We start from the raw sequence: 12,734 nt of genomic DNA on the forward strand, positions 1-12,734 counted from the left end.
TAACATGTATTTCTTTAAAAAGATAAACGAAAAATATTACATAATTATCAACTGCATTCTAGATACTCTTCAAGCAATTTCTCAAATTTCACCCTTAGATATTCAGGCTCTTTTATCTTGATAAATGGCAACCAGTATTTGACCACGCGCAGGACCTCATCGTCATAGGCTACCTCTGTGCTTAGGATGATCCTATCTTTATCCTCGCTTATTATTTTAAAATTTGGCAAGAATTTCTTTCTTTTAAAGTAGCTCATCGCCTCGCTTTTTATCTCCAGTATCACTTCAAATTTCACATCTGAAAACCAGTTTGTATCGTTTTGCTTGATGCGGTTTATAAATTCTTCATTTGGCTTAAATGTGCTATCTTTTATCTTTATATTTTCAAGCTTTGAAAGGGTGAAATTTTTAAGCCTACCACTATCATCTGCTAGCAGGTACCAGACGCCATTGTTGTTTATCAGTTTGTATGGTTTTAGTGACCTAAATTTAGCGTTATAAGAGCACTCAACTATCTTATTTTTAATGATAGCAGCGCTTATCTCTTCAAACTCGGCTCTTGAAATTTGCAGATCCTCAAAGCCTTGATTTTTGATGAGATAGGCCTTGTTTAGCTTCTCGTTTAAGATGTCGCTTATAAATTTATCGTCTAGGTCCGGAAACAAAGACTTCACTCCACTCAGTATGGCAAATGCATGGATATCTTTATAGCTAAGCTTACCAAGTGCATAATCAGCCAAAAAGTATTTGCCATTTGCTTTTTCTATGGGCAGTATATTTAGGCGCTCAAAGTCCCTTAGAATGGTTCTTTTATTGACACTAAATTCCTCTGTGAGCTCATCTATGCTAAGCCTTGCTCCGTCATTTAGCTTTATTAAAATTTGAGCGAGCCTAAAGGCTATCTTGTCGTGTGAGTGCATCTTAAATCCTTTTAAAATTTTCGCTATTTTATCCTATAAGCACATTAGAATGAATTTGTGTTGAAAATTAATCGATGCTTAAATTAAATTTAAAATCGTATATATGTTTTATGCATAGTATTTACATTACATATTTTAAATAAAATTTAGTTACGCTAATAAGATTTTTTATCACTATCTTATAAAGTGTAAAACGATACTAATCACTGAAAGCAATAGCGAAGCTATGGCTATGATATAAATTTTTGTATCCTTTCTTGTTTGTAGGTTGCGTAAAATTTCAGTATTGGCCATTATGGCTTGTGCATTTTTGGCTATTAGCTTTTCTTGCTCTTGATCTAGTTGCCCCTTTTCATCCATATGCAAAAGTAGCTCACTTATCTTATTAGAATTGCTTTGTATAATTTGGCTTTGTTTCTCGTCTATCTGATGGTTTTTATCTAAGTTAGAGTAAATTTGATCTATTTTATAATCAAGTCTTGCTTGACTTGCAGCAAATTGATCGGCTGCCTCTAAAATATCGCAAAATGCTCTCGCACTCTCATTGCTAAGCTTTGTGATGTTGCCATCTGCATCCTTTAGACCATTTTTAAAAAGAAAAGACATAGCTTGTTGTAGAGAACTTGAAAATTTACTTGTAAGCTGAGTAAATTTAATTGAATCCTGAATAATCTTTGACAGTTCAAAAATTGCTTCATTTTGGCTGATTTGAGCTTTATTTGTTAAATTTATTCTATCTGATAACTTATCTTCCCTGCTTTTACCTGCAAAGCCAAATGTTGCAAAATTTATTCCATCTGATCCGTCAGTCTCTACTGTGCTTGCTCTAACGGATAGCTTTTTGGCCTCCTTTATTTTTTCATTGGCATTATGGATATTTAAAAATATCTCCCTAGCTTTTTCTCTTGCTAGCTCCTCTAGTTTGCTTTGTGACATACTTTCTAAAATTTCAATAGAAAGTGGTTCGTCTTTCACCATATCCGTCATCTTTTTACTCCTTTGTGATTTGTTTTAATTTAGATCTCAAATTTGCCATAGTTTTAGAAAAATTTTCTACAGACTCGCTTGCTTGTTTTGTGCTTTGATTGATTTCCAGTTTTGCTTGTTCAAACTTAGCATAGCTTTGTTTGGCGTCGTTAAAAAACTCATCATACGCTTCGCCAAGCACAACCCAAGTTTGAGCAGCTTTCATATGAACTATCTCCCCGCTTTTAGCCATAAGTTGGATTTGGATCTTACTTTCTTTTGTTTCTCTCTGAGCCTTGTCCATAAAATATAGCGCAACCGTAGTTAGCAGCCCTCCACACATTGCACTAAGCGTTACAGCTATCGCATCGCCGATGGTTTGATCTCCAAAAGGCAAAGGAAGGCTCATGATCGGAGTAAGCACTGGCACTGACAATAAGAGCTTTTCTATTCCTTCTGTTAATCCAAGCGATAGTGCCCCGATTAGTCCAGCAGTTAAAACTTTAAGGGCTTGATAGTTTATTTCATCTTTTGGCATATCAGCTGGTGGATTTGCTAAAATTTTGATAGCTTGAACTAACGAAACAAATCCTGCTCGTATTATTGCTACAAATCTTTTAAGCGTAGTTGCAAATAAATTTATAGCAAACACTACGATATTTGATAAAAAGGCAGTGATACCAGCTTCTAATGAGCCTGTAAGTATATCTTTCCATTTTGATTTTATTTCAACTAGAATTTTGCTCACTCTATCTTTAAAGCGATTAAAAATTTCTCTTAATGTTTCATTACCTCTTTTTTCAAAAGTCAAGCGAAGTTCTATCATTATTCCTTGCACTAAATCTTTAAGAATAATGCCGATTGCTGAATAAGCTGCTATTTTTGCCGCATCTTTTGTGCCAGTTTGAAGTAGCTCTTTTGAATTTTTCTTTAGAGCCTCAATAGTTCTTTTTTTATTTTCATTTTTTTTCGCATCATTATATTTTTTCATTGCTACTTTTTTGTCTACCTTTGAGGTGTACTCGGGATTTCCATCTTCAAGCCACTCTTTTAAGCTATTATCTTTTTTTGAACGATTTACCCCGCGATCAGCATATATTAAATTCTTGTCACTCGACGCTATTTCGGCTCTTTGTTCTACGCTAAGATAGAGATGATTTGATGCATTTGACTCTATTTCTTTGACAGACACAATATGCTCTACATCGGTATATGATTTTGGTATCTTTTTGTTAGTATATCCATCTACCACGATCTGATCCGTATTATCATACATTGCCTTATAGTTGTTGTGTTGATCATAATTATCATGACGATATTTTTGCCAGTCTTCGCCTTTTAGCTCTTGTACTTTTTTAAATTCTTGATATTTACTTGCATCTGAAGCATTTGATGTTATCCCTTTTTCAAAGTTATGAGTTGTCGTCACACTACCACCATCACGTGCATCTATAAATAAGCTAGCCAATCCAAATTGTGAGGTAATAGTATCTAAAACATTATCCTTACATAGTTCAAGAAGCGTTGCGGTTTGTTCTTTTGGCAGTTGTGATTTTAAATTTTCAAATTCGTTTAAAGCCTGTGCCAAATCATCATTTAACTCTATTTTTTGGGCTTCAAATTCAAATTTTTCATCTAGTTGCATAAGTTCATTTTCAATGAACGATGTATTTTCATCAAGATAGTTAATAGTATTTTCTTGCAACATTTCTTACCTCTCTTTTTATATATGATCCGCAAAAGTATTATTTCTCTATATCGTCAAACCACTCTAAAAGTTTAATAAAAATTAAATAGTAATAAATTCATAAACAACTAGACTTCCTCTTTTGCCACTATGCACTCTTTCCGCCATAGTAGTTTTTATAAAACCTAGCTACATCTTTAAAAGTGAAGGCTAACTCTTGTATAGAGCTGGCACCCTTTAGCAAAATACTAGCTGTAAAAAACAAATCTTTAAGCTCCTCTTTATCTTTAGCCTGCTCGCCAGCCATATTTGCAGGCATATATCTAAGCATAAACGAAAGGTCGCTTAAAATTTGTAAATCATCATCTGTTTTTACAAACCTATAAACATCCAATCCTTGAGCGCTAAATTTAATGATATTTCTTGTGATAAACTCATCTTTAAAAAGCACAAGAGAAAGTTCATTTATAGCTTGATCTAGCTCATAAGACTTACCAAAAGCTTTTGCTCTTAAAAATTTATCAGTAGTGCTCATCTTGTCCGTCTCAGCCTATTTTTGATTGATATTTTTAAAAGCATTTGAGCTATTTCTTGCAAAATGCAAAAAAAGAGCTTGATATTAAAACCGCTCACGCAAAGGCCTTTTTAAAGTAGTCATTCTCATAAATTTCCTTCCACTCATGCAAAATGTCCAAAACCACATCGATATCTTTCATCTCGTTTATCCGGCGAAGCATGGTTACAAATTTATTATTTGCTTCAACTAATGCGTATATAAGTCCCGCTTGATGTGCATCTACTTTTAAAAAGCTATCTTCCTCTTTTGTATCATCCCTTTTTTGCGTTATCTTTAGCAAGATATTGCTTAAGACGTTGCTTAGGCTATCTAAAAAGCTAGTATCTCTTTTGCTGTTATTTACTAGGCAGATGAGAGCAAATTTATACTTTTCGTCATCTTTGCTAAATTCTATGACCTTAGCATTCTCAGCACCTATAAATTTCCTAAGACCACTTTCTTCAAGTATAGTAGGCAGTGCTCTTTGTAAATTTTCTATACCTGCATAAATTTCTAAAAATTTATCTTGCAAGGTGCTTTTATCTATCTCGTCATTTGTATTTTGTGCGGATTTATTTAAATAATCACAATAATGCTCACTCTCACTAAAATATTTACCAAGCCCAAAACCAATAGCTCCAAGCGCCACGCCACCTATGATATATCTTAACATCCATACTCCTTTGATTTAATTTATGATGAAAATTTAACCTAGTGGCGTGACAGGTTGTGTCGCAGATGATAAATTTACTCAAAACCCACCGCGCACTTATTCTTTAGCTTCCTGCTATACCTACTTTTATCTTTTTTGACCCTTGTTGAAAGAGAAATTTCTCGCCTTATATGAGACAATATATTTTGATCTCGCTTTTGCATTTTTTATCCTTTAAATTTAACTTTTTTAGAAAATAGGCGAAATCCTACAAATTTGCAGCGTCAAATACTGACATTTAAGTGCCCATTTTGCGTGCCCCAGCTAGCTAAAGCTTCTTTTAGAGTATAATTTTAAAAAATCTCTCAAAGGCAACCATGCTAAAGTATTTAGAGTTAGCCGTTTGCGGCACAAATTTAAAGCCCACCTACCCATTTATAGGCTCTACTATTAGAGGCACCTTCGGACACGCACTAAGGTACGCAAGCTGCCCTTTCGTCAGACAAGAGTGCGGCACATGCGATATTTCTGGTAGCTGTATTTATGATGAATTTTTTGAAAACATCTCTGATACGCCAAATTTTAGGCTAGATATCGAGCTTGGCCAAACGAGCTTTGACTTTAAAATTTTGCTTTTCGAGCATGCCGTTAGCTACCTGCCATATGTAGCTATCGCTGTTAAAAATATGCAAGAGATCGGCCTTGGCGCAAGTAGAGATAAATTTAAGCTCAGCCACTTCGCGCTAAATGGCAAAATGGTTGAAACTAAATTTTTACTAAACTCCGAGCCAGAAACTCTAAATTTCACACCAAATTTCACCGCAGGCGACTACGAGATCCGCCTTCAAACCCCACTTCGCATAAAACAAAAGAACACCCTTGTTAAAAGTGAGATAGATTTTAGGTTATTTATCCGCCAGATCGCCATGCGATTTGATGGCATTTCAGGCACGAAGATGGATAAATTTGAAGTTAAATTTGAGCGTTTCGAGCAAGAGCTTAGCTTTTACGACCTTGAGCGCTACTCAAACCGCCAGCACACCAAGATGCAATTTGGTGGCGTTATAGGCAAGATGCGAGTTTATGGCCTTGATGAGCGCTCAGCAGGGCTTTTACAGCTAGCCACTATCACAGGCGTTGGCAAAAGCACCGTTTTTGGACTAGGCAAGATAGATGTGACGCAGATCTAGCCTTTCATAAGTGGCACTGGCTAGCTTTTGCACCAAGCACTAAAGCACTAAAAGGATAGCCTATGTTTGATCTAAATTTAGAGGATATTTTTACAAAAAGCTCATTTGAGTACGCATTAAAAAGGCTCAAGCACACAGCCTTAGGGCTTGACGGACTTAGCATAGATGATCTCTGCTCAGAGGCATTTTTTGCCGAGCTAAAGGATGAAATTTTAAACCTCTCTTATTCGCCCCAGCCCTTAAAACGAGCCTTCATCCCCAAAGAGAACAAAGACGAGCTTCGCAAACTAGCCATCCCATCTTTAAAAGATAAATTTGCGCAAAATATCCTTATTAGCGAGCTTTCAAGCTATTTTGACAAGAGCTTTTCAAACCGCTCCTACGCCTACCGAAGTGGCAAATCATACTCAAACGCCATCTTTCGAGCCAGAGATTTTTGCTTGACGCACGACTTTGTCTTAAAAACCGACATAAAAGACTTTTTTGAAAACATAAACCACGCAAAACTGCTTGAAATTTTACGCTCAAATATCAAAGACACTCGCATTATTAGACTCATCGAGCTTTGGATAAAAAATGGTATTTTCGAGCATTTTGACTATACTTCTCACACAAAAGGCGTCCATCAAGGAGACGTCTTAAGCCCACTTCTTTCAAACATCTACCTTGATCAAATGGATAAATTTCTCGAGCATAGCAGTATAGAGTTTGTAAGATACGCAGATGATTTTGTTCTATTTTTTGGCTCACGTGAAACCTGCGAGCAAGGGCTTGCCAGACTAAAAGACTTTCTAGTAACCACATAAATTTATCCCTAAACGAAGCCAAAACATCCTTGCACGACAAAGATAGCGAATTCACCTTTCTTGGCGTAAATTTCAAAGCTCACGAGCTAAGCATAGGCGAGGATAAATTTGCACGCATCTTAGCAAAACTCACAGCCTCGTCCAAAAAGCCAGAGATCGCCCAAAGCGTAGAGAACATAAATGCCCTTAAATTCGCTATCTTAAGCTATCTATAAGCAAAAGAGTGCGAATTTGAAAAATTTTTTTAGCCACATTTTCGAACATTTTGCCATTTGTGATATAATGCGGCCTATCAATAGTTCTTTTAAAACTCATTGTTAATTCACAATCGTTTTTTAGGCTATTAGATACAAATTTCCCCGATCTAGGGGATTGAAACTCAGCAGAAGCTAGGTGATTTTGAGCGTTATAACATTAGATACAAATTTCCCAGATCTAGGGGATTGAAACGTGAAACACACCGTCAATATTGTAGTAAGTCATCTTTTGCATTAGATACAAATTTCCCCGATCTAGGGGATTGAAACACAATGGAGTGTTCATTTTTATCTCCTTTATAAAAAATAAAAACAGATTAGATACAAATTTCCCCGATCTAGGGGATTGAAACATTACTGTCACTCTCTTCAGGAAAGACAAAATAGTTTTATCTGATACAAATTTCCCCGATCTAGGGGATTGAAACGGTAATACTGATGCCGATGCATCTTCACCGCAGAATTTAATTAGATACAAATTTCCCCGGTCTAGGGGATTGAAACTAATGATGTTCTCATTGTAAATCCTTTAAAAAAAATAATATAATTAGATACAAATTTCCCCGGTCTAGGGGATTGAAACAAGACCCGGCGTCATAAGCCGAATCTGCGTTGAAATAAATTAGATACAAATTTCCCCGGTCTAGGGGATTGAAACATCTCCGTTTGAATAAGTGCTAGTGGAGCATTTATAAAAATCCGATACAAATTTCCCTGATCTAGGGGATTGAAACTTAGGTCTAGTCTGGACTACATCAGTGAACTCGTCGTCATCAATGTAATCCGATACAAATTTCCCCGATCTAGGGGATTGAAACAAAGGAACAAGTTGGCGGCAACACTTTCTGCCCAAGCCATTTAGAATTAGATACAAATTTCCCCGATCTAGGGGATTGAAACTATCTGTGCGTACCATAATGTACTCCTTGTGTTAAAATTTTGGTATTAGATACAAATTTCCCCGATCTAGGGGATTGAAACAAAAGCTCGGCTAAGTCGAACTTTTTTGTTTGCTCTTCATCAGTAGCATTAGATACAAATTTCCCCGATCTAGGGGATTGAAACTGAGAAAAAAGGATATTTTTAAATTTTCCATTTTGATCTGATACAAATTTCCCCGATCTAGGGGATTGAAACGCTTACTAGCAATAAGCTAGCTATTAATACTCTTTTCATTATCATTAGATACAAATTTCCCCGGTCTAGGGGATTGAAACATAAAGCATGTCTCTTCACGTTTTTCGCCATTGACATTAAAATCCGATACAAATTTCCCCGATCTAGGGGATTGAAACTACCTCTTTCGAAAAAATTTCTTCTGCAGCAATTGATCTTATTAGATACAATTTTCCCCGATCTAGGGGATTGAAATCTTATCAAGGAATTTCTTGAGATAAAGTCTTCTTTGCATTAGATACAAATTTCCCCGATCTAGGGGATTGAAACGTATTTATCTCTTCAGATTGTTTATCAAAGAAACTCTCTAATCTGATACAAATTTCCCCGGTCTAAGGGATTGAAGCCTAAAAGCAGGAAAAAAATAGAAATAATCAACTAGCACGAGATCTGATACAAATTTCCCCGATCTAGGGGATTGAAACATTATATCGTTTGCTCTGCTGAAGGCATCTTTTTGGGACATCTGATACAAATTTTCCCGATCTAGGGGATTGAAACGCAATTCTCAGCGTAAAACTGATAATCTTTTTCATAATCGTATTAGATACAAATTTCCCCGATCTAGGGGATTGAAACTCGAAAGAAACGATTGGACATTGTGGGATGAGGGACCAATTAGATACAAATTTCCCCGATCTAGGGGATTGAAACAGCTAAAGACAGATAAAGCCTATTCATATCTTGCATATCGCATTAGATACAAATTTCCCCGATCTAGGGGATTGAAACAGGAGCAGCTTTTTCTGTCCCAAAACAATTCAACATTGAATCTGATACAAATTTCCCCGATCTAGGGGATTGAAACAACTATTCTCTTAACTATGTCTTCTGTTAACGTACTCATATCTGATACAAATTTCCCCGATCTAGGGGATTGAAACACAGATGGTGCTTCTTGTCCGTTGTTTTGCTCTGCTTATCTGATACAAATTTCCCCGATCTAGGGGATTGAAACGCGTAGCACCAATATTTGCCGTCAATCAGTGCCATGTCATATTAGATAGAAATTTCCCCGATCTAGGGGATTGAAACAACATCCCAGTCGTCAAAAGCTTAATCGAAAAAGCTGAAAATCTGATACAAATTTCCCCGATCTAGGGGATTGAAGCGGGCAGATCTATTGAGCATAGTTCCCAAGTATTAATTCATAGATATATTTCATTTTAGTTATTTTTTAGTTGGTATATAAAAAAATAATCGTCATATTGACCATATCTGACAACGAAACTTTTTATAATTGCCTCCGAAGTTGATGCTAAAGCGTCAATAAAAAAATTAAGGAGTTTTTATGAAAAAGATCGCATTATCTTTAATGGTTGCAGGAGTTGTAAGCTCTGCTTTTGCTAGTGAGGCTGCTAATCTAGCTAATATAGCACCTACTAATCACGACAAAGTTGCCATCGCGCTAGACACTTACTACAAAGGTACTGACATATGGGGCGCTTCATCTTTCGCTCTTGGCTTTGATGGTAAATATGGCTTAGTGCAAGCTGCTAATGGCGAGCTATACTTCCGCTTAGCAGGCCATGCTGGCGTTAGAAGCAAGGATGTGCATAGATTTCTCGAGATAGGTGGCGGACTTGGCTGGTCTCAAAAGCTATCTGAAAATCAGTTTGTAGCACTTGAGACAAACTACAAATACGGCCTTGTTACTGGTGATGTCGGCAGTGATCTTAAAAACTGGCGAGAATACGGCGTGCAAGCAACATACGGCTATAGAGTGGCTGAGTGGTTAAGTGTCGGTGTGAGTGGATCTTACGATAAAACTAAGTATGATCTATATGCCATCAAAAATATCAAAGGCTCTACATACGGCTTTGGCGTGCCTATATCTATAAGTATCTCAAAGGGAGCAAACCTTAATATATATGGTGGCTATCAAAGCCAAAGACTAGATGGTAGCGACCTAAAAAAGGGACAGCCTATAGTGACTTTGGGTATTACGGCGAAATTTTAGTTCATAGTAGCCAAGGTGTATGCTTTGGCTAAATGTTTCTTTTTAGAAATATTTTTAACTAAATTTGCAAGCCTTAACTCTTTTTAAGTAAATGAAATATGAATTTAAATAAAATGTCAAACTTATTAATTTTAATAAAGGTAAAAAATGAATAAGTACCAAAACAGAGAACTTCAAAAAATAATTGTTTCGCTTCTAGGAAGCTCGCTTTTGGGAGTTAAGGCGTTTTTGATAATAACTGGGGTAGCTGTCTTTTTTGCATGGCTACCCGATGGTATGTCTGCATTGCTAGATAAAATTTTTGGAGGAGAAATTTTTACTTGGAGTGCAAAAGATGGAACTATGCTAGTTCAAATTTTAGGCTCTATCGCAATATTCTTGCTAGTTAAGCAAATAATCCCAAAAAATGTTGCTAATGTAGAGATAAGCATAAATAACGAACCTAAAAAAGCAAAAGCATTGGTGCTATTTTTAAGTCCGAATAAAGAAAAAGAAGAGGATTTGATAAGACTAAAAACACTTGAGGATATGAAACCTTTTAAATATTTTATGCCTTTTGGGGCGATAGACTATCACAAAGATACACTTACTAAAATAATCATTTCTTGTTCTGATCAATCCTTTAACGATAAGGATAAATTTTCAAAATGTGTGCAAAATATTTTTGGTAGCAAGATCGCAAAAATCATAGAGATAAAGAATGCTGGTGACTTCGAAAAAGCTAAAAATGTCTATGATTTTTTAGAAAATACATATGAAGAGCTTAAAAAAGACGGGTTTAAAGAGAATGATATCGTATTTGACGTTACTGGTGGCCAAAAAGTAATAGCCATAGCTGGAGCAATGTTTGCGATACCAAATGATAGGCATTTACAGTATGTTTCTACAAATGATTATAGTGTTAGACACTATGATTTGACCTATATAAAAAATGAGGAGTAAGATATGAAAGTCGTAACATTTTTGGGAACTATAAAAAAAGCAGAAGATCATGACGTACCTATTTATAGATATGATAACAAACTAAAAGAGTTATATTCTTTAAAAAGAGAGAGATATGTAAATATGCTTCCTCTATTGATAGACAATTTTGAAGCAAAAAATATTGTTCCAATATTTACAGAAACAGCTCTAAAGATTCAGTCTAAAGTTTTAAAAGATGAACTAGGAAATAGCTATGATGAGATATTTAATAATGAAAATTTAATAGAAGGCGAAAAAAACTTTTACGATATCTTGCGTATCATAAATAATGCAACATCAGGCGATAAAGAATACATAATAGACCTAACTCATGGATTTAGACATATCCCGATCTTGGCAACTATTTCACTTATCTCTCAAAGTTTAAATAATACAGACAAAATTAAACATATATTTTTTGCAAAAGAAATGAAGCCCAGAGAAGAATATGAAATAATCGACTTAAAAGAGTATCTGGAGCTTGCAAATATCTCATATATACTTGAAAGCTTCAATCACAACTACACAGTAGCTTTAGCCTCTAAATTTAAAAATAAAAATTTTCATGATCTTGCAAGTCAGTTATCAACTATTTCAAACCATATACTATCTAATTCATTAAAAGCACTTAGTAACGATACTGATAAAATTTTAAATAATATAGAGTTGATTTTAAAAAATGAGCAGATCGAAACATTTAAAAGTAGCCTTAATGACATACAGCAACATATAAAAGAGCTTCAAGACATAGGCAAGCAAAAGGATTCTATGAAATTTTATAGAATGTCTAGGTTGTTAAGCTCGAAAGGGTACTTATTAAATTCTATAACCCTGTTATTTGAAGCTATTGGGTATTACTGTGCAGAAAGCTTTGAATGTTTTGGCAATAATGTAAAAATGCATATTGATGCCTTTAGAAAAAGTAAAAATTTCAATGCCTATGATCTAACACACGAGTCTAGAACTTTTGTAAAATGGATGGAACTAAGAGATGAAAAGTACCTAAAAAAAAGTGGTGCGGCATACTATGATATAAAAAATAAGCTGGAGAGCATAAGAACCCTTGGTAATTTTAGAGATTTTATAAAAGAGGCCGAAAAACTAAGAAATAATCTAGCTCACGGTAACGCAAGTGAAAAAATAGAAGATTCAAAAAAAGAGCTCACAAAAATGTTAGATAAATATAATTCATTTTGTATAGTACAAAACATACTGGGAAATAAAAAATGAAAACTCTTTTTATTCTAATGAATCACGCTCTAACTCCAGAACAAGAGGAGGATGCTAGGGATAATCTAAAAATTGAGAAATTTGTAAATATAGCTGATGCAAAGTGGAGTGACATAGATCCGTTTGAAAAAAGTGTAGTAAATGTCATAAATATCTACAAAGATAGACTTACGCAGCAGGCTAGTGCCGGCGATGTACTGTTAGTTCAAGGTGACTTTGGAGCAACATATAACATGATAAAATTCGCAAAAAATATAGGCTTAACCGTCATATATGCGACTACAAAGCGTATAGTAAGCGAATATATAGAAAATGGAAAAGTTGTAACAAAACGAGAATTTAAACATGCAAGATTTAGAGAATATGAGGAT

The 12,734-nt window shown here is 35.2% G+C and carries 13 protein-coding genes and 1 CRISPR repeat array; of the genes, 7 read left to right on the forward strand and 6 right to left on the reverse strand.

Annotation, left to right across the window (positions count from 1 at the left end):
* Positions 1-47 precede the first annotated feature (47 nt).
* From F3G98_RS09800 to F3G98_RS10935, 6 genes are all read right to left on the reverse strand, one after another.
* Positions 48-920, reverse strand: a complete 873-nt coding sequence (locus F3G98_RS09800) for a helix-turn-helix transcriptional regulator (RefSeq protein ID WP_103607992.1) — start codon at positions 918-920, stop codon at positions 48-50.
* Between the two features lie 174 nt (positions 921-1,094).
* Positions 1,095-1,907 carry a hypothetical protein gene (locus F3G98_RS10560; protein WP_103607991.1) on the reverse strand — a complete coding sequence of 271 codons (813 nt, stop codon included), beginning with the start codon at positions 1,905-1,907 and terminating at the stop codon, positions 1,095-1,097.
* A gap of 4 nt (positions 1,908-1,911) precedes the next feature.
* The gene (locus F3G98_RS09810; protein WP_103607990.1) at positions 1,912-3,594 is read right to left on the reverse strand and encodes a hypothetical protein; all 1,683 of its coding nucleotides are present in this window, start codon (positions 3,592-3,594) and stop codon (positions 1,912-1,914) included.
* Positions 3,595-3,721: 127 nt separating this feature from the next.
* Entirely contained in the window at positions 3,722-4,108 is a 387-nt protein-coding gene (locus F3G98_RS09815) for a hypothetical protein (protein WP_103607989.1), read from the reverse strand.
* 94 nt (positions 4,109-4,202) lie between these two features.
* Complete coding sequence (locus F3G98_RS09820; RefSeq protein WP_103607988.1) at positions 4,203-4,802, reverse strand: hypothetical protein; 600 nt, start codon at positions 4,800-4,802, stop codon at positions 4,203-4,205.
* Between the two features lie 74 nt (positions 4,803-4,876).
* Complete coding sequence (locus tag F3G98_RS10935; protein WP_258030945.1) at positions 4,877-5,005, reverse strand: hypothetical protein; 129 nt, start codon at positions 5,003-5,005, stop codon at positions 4,877-4,879.
* Positions 5,006-5,158: 153 nt separating this feature from the next.
* Here F3G98_RS10935 and cas6 point away from each other — a divergent pair, with 153 nt between their 5' ends.
* The 7 genes from cas6 to csx20 all read left to right on the forward strand — a co-directional run.
* Positions 5,159-5,971 (forward strand): CRISPR system precrRNA processing endoribonuclease RAMP protein Cas6, encoded by an 813-nt coding sequence (gene cas6, locus F3G98_RS09825; RefSeq protein WP_103607987.1) that lies wholly within the window; start codon positions 5,159-5,161, stop codon positions 5,969-5,971.
* Between the two features lie 62 nt (positions 5,972-6,033).
* Positions 6,034-6,777, forward strand: coding sequence for a reverse transcriptase domain-containing protein (locus F3G98_RS09830; protein ID WP_103607986.1), 744 nt, complete (start codon positions 6,034-6,036; stop codon positions 6,775-6,777).
* A gap of 29 nt (positions 6,778-6,806) precedes the next feature.
* Positions 6,807-6,992, forward strand: coding sequence for a hypothetical protein (locus tag F3G98_RS09835; protein ID WP_103607985.1), 186 nt, complete (start codon positions 6,807-6,809; stop codon positions 6,990-6,992).
* Between the two features lie 131 nt (positions 6,993-7,123).
* Positions 7,124-9,322: direct repeats of the CRISPR family, unit length 33 nt; unit sequence GATACAAATTTCCCCGATCTAGGGGATTGAAAC.
* A 179-nt stretch (positions 9,323-9,501) separates the two neighbouring features.
* Entirely contained in the window at positions 9,502-10,170 is a 669-nt protein-coding gene (locus F3G98_RS09840; protein WP_103607984.1) for a PorV/PorQ family protein, read from the forward strand.
* A 147-nt stretch (positions 10,171-10,317) separates the two neighbouring features.
* Positions 10,318-11,112: a hypothetical protein gene (locus F3G98_RS09845; RefSeq protein WP_149726108.1), complete on the forward strand. Its 795-nt coding sequence runs from the start codon at positions 10,318-10,320 to the stop codon at positions 11,110-11,112.
* A 3-nt stretch (positions 11,113-11,115) separates the two neighbouring features.
* Entirely contained in the window at positions 11,116-12,363 is a 1,248-nt protein-coding gene (locus tag F3G98_RS09850) for a TM1812 family CRISPR-associated protein (protein ID WP_103607982.1), read from the forward strand.
* On the forward strand, positions 12,360-12,734 hold a 375-nt coding region (csx20, locus tag F3G98_RS09855; RefSeq protein ID WP_149726109.1), incomplete at its 3' end, for a CRISPR-associated protein Csx20. The genes F3G98_RS09850 and csx20, both read left to right, overlap by 4 nt.

Source organism: Campylobacter concisus (assembly GCF_902460895.1).
Lineage (GTDB): Bacteria > Campylobacterota > Campylobacteria > Campylobacterales > Campylobacteraceae > Campylobacter_A > Campylobacter_A concisus_BC.